This is a genomic window from Pseudomonas sp. GG8 (assembly GCF_052976945.1).
The window spans coordinates 4,743,776-4,764,730 of the sequence record NZ_JBRIIP010000001.1; the positions used below are offsets into that span (position 1 = coordinate 4,743,776).

14 protein-coding genes are annotated in these 20,955 nt (G+C 58.8%); 2 read left to right on the forward strand and 12 right to left on the reverse strand.

Features of this window, described 5'->3' with window-relative positions; translation table 11 throughout:
- Positions 1-2 precede the first annotated feature (2 nt).
- The 9 genes from gltB to ACVBEG_RS22525 all read right to left on the reverse strand — a co-directional run bounded on the left by gltB (position 3) and on the right by ACVBEG_RS22525 (position 13,184).
- Complete coding sequence (gltB, locus tag ACVBEG_RS22485; protein WP_322177460.1) at positions 3-4,448, reverse strand: glutamate synthase large subunit; 4,446 nt, start codon at positions 4,446-4,448, stop codon at positions 3-5.
- 357 nt (positions 4,449-4,805) lie between these two features.
- Positions 4,806-6,416, reverse strand: a complete 1,611-nt coding sequence (locus tag ACVBEG_RS22490) for an AAA family ATPase (protein WP_447108321.1) — start codon at positions 6,414-6,416, stop codon at positions 4,806-4,808.
- Between the two features lie 9 nt (positions 6,417-6,425).
- Positions 6,426-7,529, reverse strand: a complete 1,104-nt coding sequence (gene aroB / locus ACVBEG_RS22495) for a 3-dehydroquinate synthase (protein WP_322177458.1) — start codon at positions 7,527-7,529, stop codon at positions 6,426-6,428.
- A gap of 129 nt (positions 7,530-7,658) precedes the next feature.
- The gene (aroK, locus tag ACVBEG_RS22500) at positions 7,659-8,177 is read right to left on the reverse strand and encodes a shikimate kinase AroK (RefSeq protein WP_322177457.1); all 519 of its coding nucleotides are present in this window, start codon (positions 8,175-8,177) and stop codon (positions 7,659-7,661) included.
- Between the two features lie 4 nt (positions 8,178-8,181).
- Complete coding sequence (gene pilQ, locus ACVBEG_RS22505; RefSeq protein ID WP_322277904.1) at positions 8,182-10,269, reverse strand: type IV pilus secretin PilQ; 2,088 nt, start codon at positions 10,267-10,269, stop codon at positions 8,182-8,184.
- A gap of 110 nt (positions 10,270-10,379) precedes the next feature.
- Positions 10,380-10,937, reverse strand: coding sequence for a pilus assembly protein PilP (locus ACVBEG_RS22510; RefSeq protein WP_447108322.1), 558 nt, complete (start codon positions 10,935-10,937; stop codon positions 10,380-10,382).
- Positions 10,934-11,557, reverse strand: coding sequence for a type 4a pilus biogenesis protein PilO (gene pilO, locus ACVBEG_RS22515; RefSeq protein WP_322177454.1), 624 nt, complete (start codon positions 11,555-11,557; stop codon positions 10,934-10,936). The genes ACVBEG_RS22510 and pilO overlap by 4 nt, the downstream gene beginning before the upstream one ends.
- Positions 11,554-12,120, reverse strand: coding sequence for a PilN domain-containing protein (locus ACVBEG_RS22520; protein ID WP_322177453.1), 567 nt, complete (start codon positions 12,118-12,120; stop codon positions 11,554-11,556). The genes pilO and ACVBEG_RS22520 overlap by 4 nt, the downstream gene beginning before the upstream one ends.
- Entirely contained in the window at positions 12,120-13,184 is a 1,065-nt protein-coding gene (locus tag ACVBEG_RS22525; RefSeq protein WP_322177452.1) for a pilus assembly protein PilM, read from the reverse strand. The genes ACVBEG_RS22520 and ACVBEG_RS22525 overlap by 1 nt, the downstream gene beginning before the upstream one ends.
- Positions 13,185-13,393: 209 nt before the next feature.
- Here ACVBEG_RS22525 and ACVBEG_RS22530 point away from each other — a divergent pair, with 209 nt between their 5' ends.
- Entirely contained in the window at positions 13,394-15,838 is a 2,445-nt protein-coding gene (locus ACVBEG_RS22530) for a penicillin-binding protein 1A (RefSeq protein ID WP_407074652.1), read from the forward strand.
- Positions 15,839-15,959: 121 nt separating this feature from the next.
- Here the strand turns inward: ACVBEG_RS22530 and ACVBEG_RS22535 are convergent, their stop codons facing one another.
- From ACVBEG_RS22535 to rpmE, 3 genes are all read right to left on the reverse strand, one after another.
- The gene (locus ACVBEG_RS22535) at positions 15,960-17,228 is read right to left on the reverse strand and encodes a malic enzyme-like NAD(P)-binding protein (RefSeq protein WP_322177450.1); all 1,269 of its coding nucleotides are present in this window, start codon (positions 17,226-17,228) and stop codon (positions 15,960-15,962) included.
- A gap of 181 nt (positions 17,229-17,409) precedes the next feature.
- Entirely contained in the window at positions 17,410-18,213 is an 804-nt protein-coding gene (locus ACVBEG_RS22540) for a thermonuclease family protein (RefSeq protein WP_322177449.1), read from the reverse strand.
- Between the two features lie 23 nt (positions 18,214-18,236).
- Positions 18,237-18,473, reverse strand: coding sequence for a 50S ribosomal protein L31 (gene rpmE, locus ACVBEG_RS22545; protein WP_219063572.1), 237 nt, complete (start codon positions 18,471-18,473; stop codon positions 18,237-18,239).
- A gap of 167 nt (positions 18,474-18,640) precedes the next feature.
- Here rpmE and ACVBEG_RS22550 point away from each other — a divergent pair, with 167 nt between their 5' ends.
- Positions 18,641-20,860, forward strand: coding sequence for a primosomal protein N' (locus ACVBEG_RS22550; protein WP_322177448.1), 2,220 nt, complete (start codon positions 18,641-18,643; stop codon positions 20,858-20,860).
- Positions 20,861-20,955 lie beyond the last annotated feature (95 nt).

The window sequence follows — 20,955 nt, forward strand, 5'->3', positions numbered from 1 at the left end:
TATCACTGCGGGTTGGCACGGGTGCTGGAAAGCAACGATTTCAAGCTGGCAGCCTTAGGCTTGACCAACCAGAACCGACGCAGATAGTCATCGAGGTTTTCGGTGAGGTGACGACCCCACTCGCTATTGGTTTCCTCGACGTATTCGGCCAGCACGCGTTGCAGGTGGCTGCGATAAGCCTCCATCGTTTCGCCGCTGATCCGTTGGATTTCCACCAGTTCGTGGTTGACCTTGTCAACGAAGGTGTTGTCTTGGTCCAGCACGTAGGCGAAACCACCGGTCATACCGGAGCCGAAGTTATAGCCCGTTTTACCCAGTACACAGACGAAACCGCCTGTCATGTATTCACAGCAGTGGTCGCCCGTGCCTTCAACGACGGTGTGGGCACCGGAGTTACGCACTGCAAACCGCTCGCCAGCGGTACCGGCCGCGAACAGTTTGCCGCCGGTTGCACCGTACAGACAGGTGTTGCCGATGATGGCGCTGTCCTGAGTCTTGTACGCGCTGCCGACTGGCGGAACGATGACCAGCTTGCCGCCGGTCATGCCCTTGCCGACGTAGTCGTTGGCATCGCCTTCCAGGTACATGTTCAAGCCACCGACGTTCCACACGCCGAAGCTTTGCCCGGCCGTGCCTTTGAAACGGAACGTGATCGGCGCCCTGGCCATGCCCTGGTTGCCGTGCAGCTTGGCGACTTCACCGGAAATCCGCGCGCCGATGGACCGGTCGCAGTTGCAGATATCCATGGAGAAGTCAGCGCCGCTGAGGCCGACGATTGCAGGCTTGGCCATCTCGACCATTTTCTCGGCCAGCAAGCCTTTGTCGAACGGCGGGTTGCGTTCCACCTGACAGAACTGTGGCTTGTCCGCCGGGATATAGTCGCTGCCCAGCAGCGGCGTCAAATCCAGGTGCTGCTGCTTGGCGGTTTCGCCCGGCAGGATTTCCAGCAGGTCAGTACGCCCGATCAGTTCTTCGAGGGTGCGCACGCCCAGCTTGGCCAGCCACTCGCGGGTCTCTTCGGCGACGAAGGTGAAGAAGTTCACCACCATGTCGACGGTGCCGATGTAGTGATCTTTACGCAGCTTCTCGTTCTGCGTCGCCACGCCGGTGGCGCAGTTGTTCAGGTGGCAGATGCGCAGGTATTTGCAGCCCAGGGCGATCATTGGCGCGGTGCCGAAGCCGAAGCTTTCAGCGCCGAGGATCGCCGCCTTGATCACGTCCAGACCGGTTTTCAGACCACCATCGGTCTGCACCCGGACTTTGCCGCGCAGGTCGTTGCCGCGCAGGGTCTGGTGAGTTTCAGCCAGGCCGAGTTCCCACGGAGCGCCCGCGTATTTGATCGAGGTCAGCGGCGAAGCACCGGTACCACCGTCGTAACCGGAGATGGTGATCAGGTCGGCGTAAGCCTTGGCCACACCGGCTGCGATGGTGCCTACGCCCGCTTCTGCCACCAGTTTGACCGAAACCAGCGCCGCCGGGTTGACCTGTTTCAGGTCAAAAATCAGCTGCGACAAGTCTTCAATCGAGTAGATGTCGTGGTGCGGCGGCGGTGAAATCAGGGTCACGCCAGGCACCGCATAACGCAGCTTGGCGATCAAACCGTTGACCTTGCCACCGGGCAACTGACCACCTTCGCCGGGCTTGGCGCCCTGAGCGACTTTGATCTGCAGCACTTCGGCGTTGACCAGATATTCAGCGGTAACGCCAAAACGACCGGTCGCCACCTGCTTGATCTTCGAGCTTTTCACCGTGCCATAACGCACAGGGTCTTCGCCGCCTTCACCGGAGTTAGAGCGTGCGCCCAAGCGGTTCATCGCTTCGGCCAAGGCTTCGTGCGCCTCAGGCGACAGTGCGCCGAGGGAAATCCCGGCGGAGTCGAAGCGCTTGAGAATTTTCTCCAACGGTTCGATTTCCTCAATCGCCAACGGCTGATCGAGGGTCGTGACCTTGAGCAGATCGCGAAGCATCGACACCGGACGGTTGTCGACTAACGCGGTGTACTCCTTGAACTTGCTGTAATCCCCCTGCTGCACGGCGGCTTGCAAGGTGCTGACAACGTCCGGGTTGTACGCGTGGTATTCGCCGCCATACACAAACTTGAGCAGACCGCCCTGCTGGATTGGCTTGCGCGGGCTCCAGGCTTCGAGGGCCAACAGCTTCTGTTCGGCTTCGAGGTCGACGAAGCGCGCACCCTTGATCCGGCTTGGCACGCCACGGAAGCTCAGGTTGACGATTTCATCGGCCAGGCCGATGGCTTCGAACAGCTGCGCACCACGGTAAGACGCGACGGTCGAAATGCCCATCTTCGACAGTATCTTCAGCAGCCCTTTGGAGATGCCCTTGCGGTAGAACTTGAACGCTTCGTCCAGGTCCGCAAGGACTTCACCGGTACGGATCAGGTCGGCCAGCACTTCATAAGCGAGGTACGGGTAGATCGCAGACGCACCGAAGCCCATCAACACTGCAAAGTGGTGCGGGTCACGAGCGGTGGCCGTTTCAACCAGGATGTTGCTGTCGCAACGCAGACCACACTCGGTCAGACGGTGGTGCACGGCACCCACCGCCAGCGCGGCGTGAGCAGGCAACTTGCCTGGCGCGATGTGACGGTCACTCAGCACCAGCTGAGTCTTGCCGGCACGCACGGCTTCTTCAGCCTGATCAGCGATGTTACGCACCGCAGCTTCGAGCCCGACGCTCTCGTCATAGTTGAGGTCGATGAAATGACGCTCGAAACCTGGACGATCCAGGGTCATCAACGAGCGCCATTTCGCCGGAGAAATGACCGGCGTGCTGAGGATCACGCGTGAAGCGTGCTCAGCCGATTCCTGGAAGATGTTGCGTTCGGCACCCAGACAGATCTCGAGCGACATGACGATCGCTTCACGCAGCGGGTCGATCGGCGGGTTGGTCACCTGCGCGAACTGCTGGCGGAAATAATCGTAAGGCGTACGTACACGCTGGGACAACACGGCCATTGGCGTGTCGTCGCCCATCGAGCCAACGGCTTCCTGACCCTGTTCGGCCAACGGACGCAGCACCTGATCACGCTCCTCGAAGGTGACCTGGAACATTTTCATGTATTGCTTGAGCTGGTCAGTGTCGTAGCTGGCCACGCCTTGGTCGTCGACCAGCGTCGCCTGGATACGCAAGGCGTTCTTGCGCAGCCACTGCTTGTACGGATGGCGCGACTTCAAGCGGTTGTCGATAGCGTCGGTATCAAGGATCTGACCGGTCTCGGTGTCCACCGCGAAGATCTGCCCCGGGCCGACACGACCCTTGGCGATAACGTCTTCAGGCTTGTAGTTCCACACGCCAATCTCTGACGCCAGGGTAATGAAACCATTTTTGGTGGTGACCCAGCGCGCCGGGCGCAGACCGTTACGGTCGAGCAGGCAGACCGCATGGCGACCATCGGTCATGACCACGCCAGCCGGGCCGTCCCATGGTTCCATGTGCATGGAGTTGTATTCGTAGAACGCGCGCAGTTCGGCGTCCATGGTCTCGGCGTTCTGCCAGGCAGGCGGAATAAGCATGCGCACGCCACGGAACAGGTCGATACCGCCGGTGACCATCAGCTCAAGCATGTTGTCCATGCTTGAGGAGTCGGAGCCCACGCTGTTGACCAGCGGGCCGAGCTCTTCCAGATCGGGGATCAACTCGTTGGCAAACTTGGTGCGACGGGCCTGCGCCCAGTTGCGGTTGCCAGTGATGGTGTTGATCTCGCCGTTGTGGGCAAGAAAACGGAACGGCTGAGCCAGCGGCCATTTCGGCAAAGTGTTGGTAGAGAAACGCTGGTGGAACACACAAATCGCGGTTTTCAGGCGTTCGTCACTGAGGTCCGGATAGAAGGCCGTCAGGTCCGCTGGCATCATCAAGCCTTTGTAGATGATGGTCTTGTGCGAAAAACTGCAGATGTAGTGATCGGTGTCCGCAGCGTTGGACACCGACGAACGGCGACGGGAGCTGAACAGTTTGATGGCGAACTGTTGATCGCTCAGGCCTTCGCCACCGATGAACACCTGCTCGATTTGCGGCAGGCGCTCCAGGGCCAGGCGGCCGAGTACGCTGGTGTCGATCGGCACTTTGCGCCAACCGATCAGTTGCAGGCCAGCGGCCTGGATTTCGCGATTCATGTTCGCGCGCGCAGCTTCTGCCTTGGCGGTGTCCTGGTTGAAGAACACCATGCCGACGGCGTACTGCTTGGGCAGGTCAATGCCGAAGTGTTCGCTGGCCATTGCGCGCAGGAATGCATCCGGCTTCTGTATCAGCAGGCCACAGCCGTCGCCGGTCTTGCCGTCAGCGTTGATCCCACCACGGTGGGTCATGCAGGTCAGGGCTTCGATAGCCGTTTGCAACAGGTTATGACTGGGTTCGCCTTGCATGTGCGCAATCAGGCCGAAACCACAGTTATCCTTGAATTCATCTGGATGGTACAGACCTGCTTTCATAGACACTTTCTCACCAGGCTGCCTCTTGTCGAGGCAAATTTCTTTTCAATTCAACCACTTACCAACCGCGCCGAACGTATGCCAGCTTTGCGGGGGCAAAAGGGAGGTCATTGTACACATCGACACAAAAGCTCACAAACTTAACGACCAGCAGCCGTAAATCTATGTCGCATTAATGAAAGGTTTAAGGCCAGATAATGTGCTAGTCAAAACATTTTTACGAGCCCGGCCTGCGAGCCCAAGAACATTTATGACGTCCGGGACGCAGACACCACAAGGCGCGCTGCTCGAAAGCAGCACGCACATGCGATATTCCGGGGGAGCAGTGCAGGCGGCCTGGATAAGGCCGCTGCGACTTCAGTGCGTTGCAGCCAGTTCCTGTTGGACGCTGGCGACAGTACGAGGCCAAGGTTTACCAGCCTGAACCTTGGCTGGCAATACCTTGATGGCTGCAAGGGCAGCAGCGCGGTCAGAAAAGTTACCGTAGGTCACTACATACAGTGGCTTGCCTTGCAGGTTTTTCTTGAAATACCGGTACTCGCCACCGTTCTCTTTAACGATCGCCTGAGCAGCGGCTTCCGAGCTTGTACCCACAATTTGCACGACATAATGGCCCGGCGCCTGACCGGCGTACCAGTTACCACCCGAGACTGGCGCGGAGGAGGCAGCAGGTTTTTCCGTTACTTTTTCCGCTACTTTTGGCGCTGGCTTGGCTGTCGCGACCTGAACGGGCGCTGGCTTGACGACTGGCGCTACTGGCTTGGCAGCGGCAACAGCTGCAGCCGGACGGGCTGGCGCCGGAGTCGGTGCCGGGCCTGCTGGCACACCTACTGGCGGAGCCGTGGTGGTGACTGTAGGCGGCTGACGCGAGGTGCTGCCAGCGGGACCCGGCTCATCATCCTCTGCGTTGCCAGCTGCCTCGGCCAATGGCCCACGCATGACGGGCTGCGATTTACCTACCAACGGTAAAGGCATCGGCTGCGAGTTACCGGCAAACTCAATGGCCGGACCACCCTGATTATTCGATTGCTGAGCAGTCGGCTGCCCCTGACCCAGCGGCAGTTGTGCTTGCGCATTCGCTGGCGGCGCTGCAGGCGCGGTGGCGCTGTTGTTGCTACGGCCTGGCATCAACCATGCGGCCATTATCCCGACCACGACTACTGCACCCAAAGCCAACACATGTTTTTTCGGCATCTTGAACCCCATACTTGGACGCTTGACCGCAGTGCGGCTGGCGATCATCGCTTCGATCATTGCATCGCGGGCGACCTGGTTGATCGCGCCCGGCCAACCATCGGAGCGCTCATGGATATCGGTGATCTGATCAGCCGTGAACAACTCGATGCCTTGACCTGCACCGTCCAGGCGCTGAGCCAGGTACTCGCGGGTTTCTTCTTCGGTGTACGGTTGCAACTCAATGACGTGAAAACGCTCTTCCTCGGCGCTGAGCTGCTCCAGACGGTCGATCAATGACGACTCGCCGAACAGGAACACATGCGGGCGACCTTCAGGCGTACCTGCTGCCAACCCGAGCAAAGCTTCGAGTGCGGATTCGCCGAGTTGTTCGGCGTCGTCCACCAATAAATAGACCTCCTGTCCGGTCAGCGCCAATTGCACGACCTGAGACAGGATCGCACGCATTTCCGGCTGAACCACGTTCAGGGCCTGAGCGACCTGACGCATGACACCTGCAGCGTCGCTGGCGCCACGCGCAGAAACCACCACGCTCTGCACCGATTGTTTGTTGGTGCTGGCGACCAGCGCCTGGCGCAGCAACGTTTTACCGCTGCCGTGCGGGCCTGTGACTACAAGCAGCAACTGGCTATAGCGCGCCAGGTGATGAAGCTGACCGAGCACGGGTTTGCGCTGAGCCGGGAAGAACTTGAAGCCAGGTACCCGCGTTGCAAAGGGGTCATGACTCAACTGGTAATGGCCGAGGAAGGCCTCGTCGGCGTGCAAACTAGTCATGGATTTTCATTAACCTCTAAGCTGATCCACCAAGGCGCGGTAGTCCGCCCCCAGCGTGGCCTGTAATACTTCTTTTGGATAATCGGCAGTCACAACGGCTTCGCCGATCCGCCGCAGCAGGACCAGGCGCAAGCGACCATCGATCACCTTCTTGTCAATTGCCATGTGTTCGAGGAAGTCATCCACAGTCATCTCTTCTGGCGGCACGACTGGCAGCCCGGCGCGCTGGAACAGACGAATCCCGCGATCACGTTCTTGCTGGGTGATCCAGCCGAGACGCGCAGACATCTCAAGCGCCATCACCGTACCCGCCGCCACGGCTTCACCGTGCAGCCAGACGCCATAACCCATGTGGGTTTCGATAGCGTGGCCGAAGGTGTGACCCAGGTTAAGCGTCGCGCGCACCCCCGTCTCTCGCTCATCGGCGCCCACCACCGCGGCCTTGGCCGCACAGGAGCGCTCGATTGCAACCGTCAGGGCCGCCTGATCGAGGGCCCGCAACTGATCGACATTTTCTTCCAGCCAGGTCAGGAACGGCTCATCGCAGATCAGGCCGTACTTGATGACCTCAGCCAGCCCCGCCGACAACTCGCGCGCAGGCAGGGTATTGAGCGTCGTCGTATCAATCAGCACCACATTGGGCTGATAGAACGCACCCACCATGTTCTTGCCCAACGGATGGTTGATGCCGGTCTTGCCACCCACCGACGAATCCACTTGGGACAGCAAGGTGGTGGGCACCTGGATGAAATCCACGCCGCGCTGATAGCAGGCCGCAGCAAAACCAGCCATATCGCCCACCACCCCGCCACCCAAGGCGATAACAGTGGTACGGCGGTCATGCCGAGCGGTGAGCAAGGCATCGAAAATGGTTTGCAGGGTTTCCCAGTTTTTGAAGGCTTCGCCATCGGGAAGCACTACGGGCAGCACGTTGTAAGTGCTCAGCGTGCGAGTCAATCGCTCAAGGTAGAGTGGCGCGACAGTCGCATTGGAAACAATCGCCACTTGTCGTCCGGCGATGTGCGGCGCCAGCAGATCAAGCCGATCCAACAAGCCTTCGCCAATGTGAATCGGATAGCTTCGCTCGCCAAGCTCGACCTTAAGTGTCTGCATGTGTCCCCACGTTGTTTAACAAGTGCGCGTGTCGCGCCATCGCTGAATTCTGGTTATAAAATCATGGCCTTACGCCACGCTGCGGCGCGGGCTTAATGTGCCGGAGGATAGCGCATTTCGACGCGCACATTAACGAGGAGCAAGCTCGGCCAGACGCGTAAGGATGTCCAGCACCACCATCCGCGGCGGCCGCTCATCGGTTTCCACCACAAGATCGGCGATTTCCCGGTAGAGCGGATCACGGATTGCCAGCAGATCGCGCAATACCCGTGCCGGATCGGCGTTACGCAGCAACGGCCGATTGCGATCACGGGCTGTACGTTCGACCTGCTGCTCGACCGAGGCGTGCAAATACACCACACGCCCTCCGGCATGCAGCGCCTGACGGTTTTCACTGCGCATCACTGCGCCACCACCGGTCGCCAGCACGACACCATCGGACTCGCACAGCTCAGCAATCACCGCCTGCTCGCGGTCGCGAAAGCCCGGCTCGCCTTCCTTATCGAAAATCCACGGGATATTGGCGCCGGTACGCAGCTCAATTTCCTTGTCGGAATCTTTGAACGGTAGTCGCAGCTCTTTGGCCAGCAAGCGACCGATGGTGCTTTTGCCCGCCCCCATCGGTCCAACAAGTATCAAATTTCGCACAGAATCAACGACTCACAGCAATCGCCTGGTTGTTCATGATACGCGGAGTCAGGAATACCAGCAGCTCGGATTTTTTCTCTGAAACAACGTCACGCCGGAAAAGCCGGCCAACATACGGCACATCGCCAAGAAATGGCACCTTGTCGACGATTTTACTCTGCGTATTAGAGAAAACACCGCCGATGACGATGGTTTCGCCGTCAGCCACCAGCACCTTGGCGTTGACTTCGTTTTTCTTGATTGGCGGTACACCCAGCACGGTATTGATGTAATCCGGCTCATCCTTGGTAACCTTGACCTCCATGATAATGCGGTTATCAGGGGTGATTTGCGGCGTCACCTCCAGGGACAGCGACGCCTCTTTGAAAGACACCGACGTCGCGCCACTGGAACTGGCTTCCTGATACGGGACTTCAGTCCCCTTGAGGATCTTCGCGGTCTCTTTATCGGAGGTCACGACCTTGGGTTGGGAAACGATCTCACCGTTACCGGTTTTCTCCATGGCACTCAACTCAAGGTCCAGCAGCACGTTATCGGTCACGAAAGCGATACCGATCCCGGACGTCGCGTTGGCAGCGCCCAGATCGACGAAAGGTGAGTTGGAGTTAGTGACGACACCATTGGCGCCGGTCACCGTACCTTTGCCGCCGACAGTCGCATTGTTGCTACCGCTGCGATTGCTCGAACCTCCCCAGCGCACGCCCAGCGCCTTGTCATAATCGACGTTGGCCTCGACGATGCGTGCCTCGATCATCACCTGTCGCACGGGGATATCCAGCTGCGAAACAATCCTGCGCAGCTCATCGAGACGGTCCTGAGTCTGGTAGGCAATGATGTTGTTCGTCCGGTCATCGACGGTGATCGAGCCGCGCTCATCGGCTTTGGTCTCAGCGCTGGTCACCGACTGGAACAGCTTGGCGATGTCGGCCGCCTTGGCGTAATTCACTTGCAGCAGCTCGCGGCGCAACGGCGCCAACTCGGCAATCTGCTTCATCGACTCCAGTTCCTGACGTTCGCGAGCGGCGATTTCATCCGCAGGCGCGACTAACAGGACATTGCCGATCTTGCGTTTATCCAGTCCTTTGGTTTTCAGTACCAGATCCAGCGCCTGATCCCACGGCACGTTCTGCAAGCGCAAGGTGATCCCGCCCTGCACTGTGTCGCTGGCCACCAGATTGAGGTTGGTAAAATCGGCAATCAGCTGCAAGACCGAGCGAACGTCGATGTCCTGGAAGTTCAGCGACAGCTTTTCTCCGGTGTAGATCGGCTTGTCTGCATTTCGACGATCCAGGTCTTCGGACGTCAACGGCCGCACACTGATGGTCAGTTTGTTATCGGTCTGATAGGCCGAATAATCAAACGCGCCAGTCGGCTCGATGCTGATACTGGCCTTGTCACCCGCTACGCTGGCATTGACGAACTGCACAGGCGTGGCGAAATCCTTGACATCCAACCGAACGCGCAAGGGGTCCGGGAGCTGGGTTTTCGCGAAATTGACCCGGATTTTGCCACCTTGCTCCTGAATGTCCGGGGCGATGCCTGGGTCACTCAGTTCGATGATGACGTTACCTTCCCCCAACTCACCGCGCTGGAAATCGATGTTCTTGATCGCTTTTCCCACGGCAACATAGGGCCTGGCAGGTGCTGCGGCCGGAACTGAAACCCGTGCAGACGTGGGCGCCGCGCCTGGCTTGATCCCCTGAGCAGAGGCTGCGCCCTGACCCACGACCACGAACAGGTTATTACCCTCGACCCGCGAGCTGTAGGGCGCAAGCACCGTCATATTGATAATGACCCGCGTGCGGTCTTTGGCCTCGACCACCACCACACTGCGAGCATTGCCCACGCCCAAATCACGACTTTTGGTCGCCAGTTGGCTGGTCACACCGGGCAAATCCAGAGCAATACGTGCGGGTTGCTCAGTGGTATAGCCGCGCGGCGCGGGGATTGGTCCGTCGAAGGTCAGCTTCAACTCGACCCGATCTCCTGGCAAAGCGGCGACATCCAGAGCTTTCAAGTTAGCCGCCTGGAGCATCGGCGAAACCATCGCTATCCATAGCGAAATGCCGACAACCGAGAAAATCCTAGTCATTATCAATTTCCGTTGTGCTGACCCGAGGGTGTTGTAAATGCTGGCCCCGTCCGTCACCGGACGAGTGAAAACTACTGCGCTCGGCAATACTGCGTGTTCGCACATCTCGCTCATGAGCGTTCCTTGAGGGAAATACTGCGTGGCCGTTCGAGCCATGCACCCTCGCCATCAGGCACTATTTCGACGACATCGACCTGCGAGTCGCTGATTGAAACGATGCGACCATGATTGCGCCCCAGATAATCACCGACTTTCATGCGGTACACACCAACGCCACCACCACCACCACCACCACCACCACCACCACCGCGCATCAGGGCAAAGATCCCCGAGTCGTTGGCCATCGTGCCGACCATTTCGAATTGCTCGATATTGAAGCCTTCGAGGAATTGCTTGACCCGCGTTTCATCCGGTTTGACCTGCTGCGAGCCCTTCTGCCGACGGACCAAATCAATCTTGACGAGCGGCTGGAACGGGCTACGCAGTGCAGCGGCGCTGTAGGTAAAGGCTTCGTAAGGGCGGAACTTTGGCAATGGCTCGATAACGCCCGTCGGGCGTGCCCGCACTTCATCCATATAGGTCTGCAAGTCGCCAAACTGATTGCCATTGTCGCAACCGGACAGCCCGATCAAAGCCACACTCATGCACAACAGTCGAGCGGCCCTCATTGCTGCTGCCCTTTATCGTTATAACGGTAGGTCTTGGCCAGAATGCTCATGCGCAGCTTTTGCGTACTGCCAGGCTCCACGGGTTTGATCTCGAAATCATGCAAGGTCACGATGCGCGGCAGACTGGCCACGCCGCTGACAAAGGTCGCAAGGTCGTGATAGGCACCGACCACCGTGATCTGGATCGGCAATTCGATATAGAACTGCTGAGCCGCTTCCGGCAGCAATTTGATCTCTTCGAACTCAAGGCCACTGCCCAGACCGGTGCGGGTGATGTCTTCGAGCAACCCAGGGACTTCAGTGTCGCTGGGCAATTGCCGCAATAATGCGCCGAAGGACGTCTGCATTTCCGTCATCTGCGCTTTGTAGGCCTCCAGGTTTGCAGCCTTGAAAGCCTTCGTGGCAAATTGCTCTTTGAGCGCGACTTCGGTCGCTCGCGACTGGTCGAGCTGATCCAGCAAGTCTTTGAGGTAAAAGTTGTAGCCCAGCGCCAGGACCACGATCAACACCATCGCCCCGGCGATGGATTTGACTGCCGCTGGCCATGAGCCAAGGTTGTTCAGGTCCAGATCGTTGAAGTCGATCTTGCGCAGGCTGTCCAGCCATTCCTTTGGATTCATGGCTTGACCCCTTTAATCGCAGGCTGAGTCTGACGCACCGTTAACTGGAAGGTGTTTGTCTGGTCGACCGCACCCGCCGGGTTGGCCTTGACCTCGTTGAGACTAGGCGCCTCAAGCCAATCAGAGGCGTCGAGATTACGCATCAGGTCCGAAACACGGTTGTTCGATTCAGCGGCACCGCTGATGCTAATAATCTTGCCGGTCATTTTTACATCAGAGAAATACACGCCATCAGGCAAGGTACGCGCCAACTGATCGAAAATTCGTCCGATGATCGGGCGATTGCCTTGCAGGTCCTGAATGATTTTCATCCGCTCCAGCAATTGCTTGCGCCGCGCCTTCAACTCGCTGATTTCTTTAATCCGGTCATCGAGCAGGGTAATTTCTTTCTGCACATACCCATTGCGCGCCACTTGGTGGTCGACCGCATTGCTGATGTATTGATCGCCAAAGAAGATCACGCCGACGGCAATGACCAACACCCCGACAAGCGCCGTCAGGAAACGCTTCTTTCGCTCTTCGCGCAGTTGTTCGCGCCACGGTAACAGGTTGATCCGCGCCATCAGTCAAAGCTCCTTAACGCCAGACCACAGGCAATCATCAAGGCCGGAGCATCACTGGCCAGCGCCCCCGCGTTGACCTTGCTACTTAGCGCCATGTCGGCGAACGGATTGGCCACCAGCGTGGGCGTGCCCAGACGTTGCTGAATCAAATGGTCCAGGCCTGCAAGCGAAGAGGTACCACCCGCCAGCATGATGTAATCCACGGTGTTGTACTGACCGGCCGCAAAAAAGAACTGCAACGAGCGGGTAACTTGCTGAACCACGGCATCCTTGAACGGCTGCAGCACCTCGCTGACATAGTCATCCGGCAGACCGCCCTGTTTTTTCGCCAGGCCCGCTTCTTCTACCGCCAGACCATAACGACGCTGAATTTCTTCAGTCAGTTGCCGGCCGCCGAACAATTGTTCGCGGGTATAAATAATCCGACCGTTGTGCAGCACGCTCAAAGTAGTCATGGTGGCGCCGATGTCGACCACCGCCACGGTCAGCTGCTCGTGATCGTTGCCCAACTGCGCAGCAAGCAGGCCGAAGGCGCGCTCCAACGCATACGCTTCGACATCCACGACCTTGGCATTGAGGCCCGCCAGCGCCAGGGCGGCTTCGCGAACCTCTACGTTTTCCTTGCGGCAGGCGGCGAGCAGGACTTCAACGCGCTCGGGGTTGCGCGCCGAGTAACCCTGCACTTCAAAATCGATGGCGACTTCTTCAAGGGGATACGGAATGTACTGATCAGCTTCAATCTTGAGCTGACTTTCCATGTCATCGTCCGACAGGCCAGCGTCCATCTCGATGGTCTTGGTGATCACGGCAGAGCCGGCCACTGCCACGGCGACGCTTTTGACATGAGTCTTGGCCTTGACCAACACCCGTGACAATGCCTGACCGACCCCGTCGAGATCGGCGATATTTTTTTCGACTACAGCGTTGGCGGGTAGCGGTTCGACCGCGTAGGACTCAACTTTGTAGCGAGTGCCGGAACGACTCAATTCAAGGAGTTTTACCGAGGTGGAGCTAATATCGATCCCTAGAAGGGTATTGGCCTTCTTACTGAAGAGTTCGAACACAACCGATTCCCTATGAGTTTCCGTCACTTACGGATTATTGAGTGTCCAATGCCTGTGCCAGCCGCCTTGACAGTAGCGCAAATCACGCTCCGACACGAAAAATGCTTATAATGCCCAAGCGTTTTTTCGTAAAGCCAAGCTTCAAACCGTGTTCATTTGTAGATGCCTGCGCTTAACCCATTCTTTTATCTGGAAATCCAAAAGCCTTGATACGCCTGCTGAAGTTTTTCTGGTGGTCATTCGTCGCTGTGTTCTGCGGGCTGCTGCTCGTTTTGAGCGGTGCATTTTTGTACCTCAGCCCGGGCCTGCCTTCCGTCGAGTCGCTGAGAAGCATCCAATTGCAAATTCCGCTGCGGGTTTTCAGCAGCGACGGCAAATTGATTGCAGAGTTCGGCGAAATGCGCCGCTCCCCTATTCGCTTCGCCGACATTCCACCCAATTTCATTAACGCCCTGTTATCGGCAGAAGATGACAACTTCGCCAATCACTACGGCGTTGACCCCAGCAGCCTGATGCGCGCCGCCTCCCAATTGGTGAAGAGCGGCCATATCCAGTCCGGCGGCAGCACGATCACCATGCAAGTCGCGAAAAACTTCTTTTTGACCAGCGAAAGAAGCTTTTCCCGAAAAACCAACGAAATCCTTCTGGCCCTGCAGATCGAGCGCGAACTGAGCAAGGACGAAATCCTTGAGCTGTACGTCAACAAAATCTACCTGGGCAACCGCGCTTACGGCATCGAAGCTGCGGCGCAAGTGTATTACGGTAAATCGATCCGCGACCTGAGCATTGCACAGATGGCGATGATCGCCGGCCTGCCCAAAGCACCTTCGCGCTTCAACCCGTTGGCCAACCCCGTGCGGGCCAAAGAGCGTCGCGACTGGATTCTGGGGCGCATGCACAAATTGGGCAAGATCGATCAGAGCGCCTATGAAATCGCCCTGGCCGAACCCATCAATGCCAGCTACCACGTCCAGAGCCCGGAAGTAAACGCGCCCTATATCGCCGAAATGGCCCGCGCCGAAATGGTCGGCCGTTATGGCAGCGAAGCGTACACGGAAGGTTTCCGCGTCACCACCACGGTACCCAGCAATCTTCAGGAAAATGCAAACACCGCCGTTCAGGAAGGATTGATCAGCTATGACCAACGTCACGGCTATCGTGGTCCGGAAAGCCGTCTGCCCGGCAAAACCCGTGATGCATGGGCACTGGAGCTGACCAAACAGCGTTCCATCAGCGGCCTCGAGCCGGCGATTGTCACTCAAGTCGATAAAGCCGGCCTGCATGTGCTGTCCCGCAACGGCGAAAAAGAAGAAGCCGTCTCCTGGGACAGCATGAAGTGGGCACGACCGTTCCTTAATACAAACAGCTTGGGTGCACGCCCACAACAACCATCCGATGTCGCGCAAGTGGGCGATCTGATCCGGGTGCAGCGTCAAGTGGACGGAAGCCTGAAGTTCAGCCAGACCCCGGCAGTGCAAAGCGCACTGGTGTCGCTGGACCCCCAAAATGGTGCGATTCGCGCGCTGGTCGGCGGCTTTGCTTTCGAACAGAGCAATTACAACCGCGCCATGCAGGCCAAGCGTCAACCGGGCTCGAGCTTCAAGCCGTTCCTGTATAGCGCCGCGCTGGACAACGGCTACACCGCCGCCAGCCTGGTCAACGACGCGCCTATCGTGTTCGTCGATGAGTACCTGGACAAAGTCTGGCGGCCGAAAAACGATACCAACACGTTCCTCGGCCCGATCCGTTTGCGCGAAGCGTTGTACAAGTCACGCAACCTGGTGTCCATCCGCCTGCTGCAAGGCCTTGGCATCGACACCGCGATCAACTACATCACCCGCTTCGGCTTCAACAAGCAGGATCTGCCACGCAACCTGTCGCTGGCCCTGGGGACTGCAACGCTGACGCCGATGGAAGTCGCCACTGGCTGGAGCACCTTCGCCAACGGCGGTTACAAAATCAGCCCGTACCTGATACAGCGCATCGAAAACCGTGACGGCGCAACCCTGTTCGTCGCCAATCCGCCGAGCGTACCGGCCAATGACGCCAAGCCCGCGGCCAACACCGCCACCTTTGCCGTCAATGACAACCCGAGCATGGTGCCCGCCTCGTCGACCTCAACGACCAACGAGCCACAAGCGCCAGCCGTCGCCGAGCGCATCGTCGATGGCCGCACCACCTACATCCTCAACAGCATGCTGCAGGACGTGATCAAGCGCGGTACCGGCCGCCGCGCCCTGTCGATGAACCGTCCGGACATCGCCGGCAAAACCGGTACGACCAACGAGTCTAAGGACGCCTGGTTCACCGGTTACAACGCGGACTACATCACCAGCGTCTGGACCGGGTTCGATCAGCCGGAAAGCCTGGGTCGCCAGGAATTCGGCGGCACGGTCGCCCTGCCGATCTGGATGAGCTACATGAGCGCCGCCTTGAAAGATAAACCACCGCATGTTCAGGCCGAACCGGAAGGCATCCTCAGCCTGCGAGTCGACCCGGTCAGTGGCCGTGCCGCAACGCCGAGCACGCCCAACGCGTATTTCGAGCTGTTCAAAAGCGAAGATACGCCACCCAGCGTGAACGAAGTGGGCGGCGGCAATGCACCCAACAGCCCGCTACCTGCGGATGAATCGGCGCCAATCGATCTGTTCTGATGCCCTTGCCTTCCATAAGGAATCTGTTGATCACAACAGACTCCTTGTGGAAGCACCCTGATTGGCACCCACAAAAAAACCCTGCATCGCTGCAGGGTTTTTTGTGTATCGCAACCAGGACTTAGCCGTTGAAAACGTCATCGACGCTCTTGAGCGGGTAGTTCTTCGGATACGGCAGGGTGGCTACGCCGGTTTCGATGGCGGCTTTAGCCACGGCATCGGAGATCACACCCAGGAGGCGCGCATCCATTGGCTTCGGAATGATGTATTCGCGACCGAATTCCAGCTTGATACCACCGTACGCATCGCAGACTTCCTGAGGAACCGGTAGCTTGGCCAGTTTACGCAGGGCGTGGGCGGCAGCGATTTTCATCTCTTCGTTGATACGCTTAGCACGAACATCCAGTGCGCCACGGAAGATGAACGGGAAACCCAATACGTTATTGACCTGGTTCGGGTAGTCCGAACGGCCAGTGGCCATGATCACGTCATTGCGAGTGGCGTGAGCCAACTCTGGGGCGATTTCCGGATCCGGGTTCGAGCACGCGAACACGATCGGGTTAGCCGCCATCAAGCTCAGGTTTTCAGCGCTCAGCAGGTTCGGGCCGGACAGCCCCACGAACACATCAGCACCTTTCAAGGCATCGGACAGTGTGCGTTTTTCAGTCGCATGGGCGAACACGGCTTTGTACTGATTCAGATCGTTACGGCCAGAATGAATCACGCCAGTACGGTCGACCATGAAAATGTTTTCGATCTTCGCCCCCATGCTCACCAGCAACTTCATGCAGGAGATGGCTGCTGCGCCTGCACCCAGGCAAACGATTTGGGCGCTGTCCAGGCTTTTGCCTACGATTTCCAATGCGTTGATCATGCCGGCCGCAGTAACAATCGCCGTGCCGTGTTGATCATCGTGGAACACCGGAATGTCACATTGTTCAATCAGCGCTTTCTCGATCTCAAAGCACTCTGGCGCCTTGATGTCTTCAAGGTTGATGCCGCCAAAGGTGATGGAGATGCGCTTAACGGTGTCGATGAACGCTTGCGGGCTTTCTGCATCGACTTCGATATCGAAAACGTCAATCCCTGCGAAACGTTTGAACAGCAAGCCTTTACCTTCCATCACTGGCTTGGAAGCCAATGGACCAAGGTCACCCAAGCCAAGAATAGCGGTGCCGTTGGAAATGACCGCTACCAGATTACCCTTGCCGGTGTACTTATAAGCAAGCTCAGGATCACGGGCAATTTCGCGCACCGGCTCGGCAACGCCCGGGCTGTATGCCAGGGCCAGGTCACGCGCAGTGGCGGTAGGTTTGGTTATCTCGACACTCAGTTTCCCGGGGCGAGGCTTGGCATGATATTCGAGAGCGGCAGTTTTCAAATCTGACATGTGGGCATTCCGCTTTTTTACTGTTGGACTGACGGACCGCCGAGGATACGCAAGAAGGAAAGTCCTCACAAGACTGACTAGTCACTTCTGTCAAGGCCCGGCCTCTACGACTTTACGCCAAGGGGGACGGAACACAAGACCAGGACTGTCTACAACTCAAAAAGCAAACTGCCTACACTTTTTATTGATCGAGAAAACTCAGCATCGCGGGATGAGTAATGGGCAACATCCAGCGCGCCTGCCCTGACTTGAGCCCGCCACGACGCGAACGATCAATCACCCAACCACGCGCTTCGATGCTCCGGCCTTTAAGGCGCTCCAGTCGAGAGACGTCGAACTGACTCACTAACTTCGGCGCGATCCGCAACACCAGCGAGCCCTGCAACTCAATCCACACGCCGCCAGCATTGCGCTGCACGTCGCTGACCTGCCCGGAGATCAGGGCAAAACCGCCGCTATTGATTTTCCCGACCGGCTGTACCGGCGACGTACGCCACACCCCCAACCCGGCTTGGCGCGCACTGCGCTCTGCCCGCTGCAGGCAGTCGAGCAGGGCGACATTGGGGGCGATCACCACTTGATAGGCCAAACCCTCGGCCAACAACTGCGCCTCAAGGTTTTCGCCCTGACGACCATAGACGTTGGCCAGCGTACGACCGTAATGATCCTTGGGCTCCTGGCCCACCTGCAGACTGACCCGGCCGTCGTTTTCGTCGACCAGACTTTGCAGGCGGCGCCTGGCGGCATCAGCGAAAGGCTCGGCGGAACGGCCTTTCTTGCCGGTCTCTGGCGCATTCAGTCCAATCATCCGCACACTGCGGCCATCGCTCAGGCGCAGGGTATCGCCATCCACGACCCGCTGGACCGCGAATACAGGCAGGGAGTCGGGCGCCGGGCACAAGGCCTGGGCTGCCGTCAGCCAAATCGCGGACATAAAAAAGGCGCCCGCGAGGGACGCCTTTTTAAGCAGCCTGGAGTAGTCCAATGGACCTTCCAGAACGGCCAGCCTTACTCTGCAGCAGCTTCAGGAGCTTTGGCTGCGCCGAAAGCACCGAAACGCGATTTGAACTTGTCGACACGGCCGCCGATATCAAGAGTCTTCTGCTTGCCGGTGTAGAACGGGTGGCACTCGTTGCACACGTCAAGGCTCAATGGCTTGGCGAGGTTGGAGCGAGTGTGGATCACGTTGCCGCAGCTGCAAGTCGCGACAATGGCTTCGTAAACTGGATGAATGTCAGCTTTCATGGGTACTTCTCCGGGCTAGCGTGCCGCCGCGCAACACTATTGTTGAACACCGCACGTAATTAGGCTGCGGATACTACCAGACATCGCCAACGACGCAAGCGAACGTTAAAACCGGCCGTCTGCTAAGATCGCCGCTTCGTCACAGACCGTTACAGAGAACCCTCCGCGTGCCCGACGCCATTTTGCGCCTCGCTCTGCCCTCGCCGCTCAGACGCTTATTCGACTACCGCGCCCCCACCGGGGTGTTGCGCAGTGCGTTACAGCCGGGCATGCGCGTACGCGTGCCGTTCGGTCGGCGCGAGATGATTGGCATTCTGGTGGAGATCACTGACCACAGTGACGTCCCGGCTGAAAAGCTCAAACCGGCCGTGGCCATCCTCGATGAGCATCCGCCGCTGCCGCCTTCGCTGTTCAAACTGTGCCTGTGGACATCGCAGTATTACCAGCACAGCCTCGGCGACACCTTGAGCTGGGCCTTGCCGGTACTGCTGCGCCAGGGCGAACCCGCCGAAGCGCGGCAAGAACGATTCTGGCAAGTGGCTCCCGGCGCCAGACTCGATGACCCGCGCATCGCCCGCGCACCGAAACAGCGTGAGGCCCTGACCACCCTCGCCCAGCATCCGCATGGCGTGGCCAATCAGTTACTCAGCAAACTGATGCTCAACCGGGAAAGCCTGAACCTGTTGCTGGCCAAGGACATGGTCAAGGCCGAAGTGCGCCGCCATGCGCCGAGCGAACGTCATGAGCGCTGGCTGGCGCAACCTGAGCTGCCACTCAACCCCGAGCAACGCGCCGCATACGAAGCCATTCGTGCCGGCTTCGACACCTTTCATGCATTTCTGCTGGCAGGCGTCACCGGCAGTGGCAAAACCGAAGTCTATTTACAGCTGATCCGCGAAACCCTGGAAGCCGGCAAGCAGGCGCTGGTGTTGATCCCGGAGATCAACCTCGGCCCGCAAACCCTGGCGCGCTTCGAACAACGTTTCAACGCACGCATCGCGCTGGTGCACTCGGCGGTCAATGACCGGGATCGCCTGGATGCCTGGCTGGCGGCGCGCGACGGCGAGGCCGACATTATTATCGGCACCCGCTCCGCGCTGTTCACGCCAATGAAGAACCCCGGCCTGATCATTATTGATGAAGAGCACGACGGCTCCTATAAACAGCAGGAAGGTCTGCGCTACCACGCCCGCGATCTGGCGTTGGTGCGGGCCCGGCAGGAAAACATTCCGATTGTCCTCGGATCCGCCACGCCATCACTGGAAAGCCTGCACAACGCCTACACCGGACGCTACGGCCTGCTGCGCCTGAACCAACGCGCAGGCGGTGCGCAACAACCGCGCTTCCTGCGGCTGGATGTGAAGAGCCGGCCACTGGACAGCGGTATTTCCGGACCGATGCAGCAAGCCATCGCTCAGACTCTGGCTGCAGGCCAGCAGGTCCTGGTGTTCCTCAACCGTCGCGGCTTTGCGCCGACCTTGCTTTGCCACGACTGCAGCTGGCTCTCGGAATGCCCGCGCTGCGACGCGCGCATGACTGTGCACCAGCGTTCCGGCGAATTGCGCTGCCACCATTGCGGCCATGTCGAGCGTGTCCCTCGACACTGTCCGGCATGCGGCAAGGTCGACCTGCGCCCTGTGGGTGCGGGCACCGAGCGTGCAGAAGAGCGCCTGGGTATTTTGTTCCCGGACTTCCCCGTGCTGCGGGTCGACCGCGACAGCACCTCGCGCAAAGACGCAATGAACCAGCTGTTCGCCACCATTCAGCGCGGTCAGCCGTGCATTCTGGTCGGCACCCAAATGCTCGCCAAAGGGCACCACTTCCCCCGTGTGACCCTGGTGTCGATTCTGGATGCCGACGGCGGTTTGTTTTCCGGCGACTTCCGCGCCAGCGAGCGCATGGCGCAGTTGATCGTTCAGGTCGCAGGGCGTGCAGGACGGGCCGAAGAACCAGGCAAAGTGATCATCCAAACGCATCTGGCCGACCACCCCCTGTTAATTCAGCTGACCGAGCAAGGCTACTTCGCCTTCGCCGAACAAGCGTTGAGCGAACGCCGGGCCGCTGGCCTGCCACCGTTCTCGCACCTGGCGCTGCTGCGCGCCGAAGCGCACAAGCCGGGGCAGGCCGAAGGCTTTCTCGACAACGCCTGCGCCGAAGCCGAACGCTTGCTGGCTGAAATGAATCTGGGCGCCATTGAGTTACTGGGCCCGGTCCCGGCGCCGATGGAGCGGCGCGCCGGCCGCTACCGCGCGCAATTGCTACTGCAAGCCAGCGCCCGCGCGCCCCTGCATCGCTTGCTCAGCGCATGGCTGCTGGTGCTTGAAAACATGCCCAGCGGGCGTCAGGTGCGCTGGTCGCTGGACGTGGACCCGGTTGATTTGTATTAAGGGCCAAAGCCGGCATATTTAAGACCGCATGTCCATCATGGTTGGCAAGCCTGCCCTCGCAACGGATAATGCCCAGTTTTTCCACCAGCGCATCC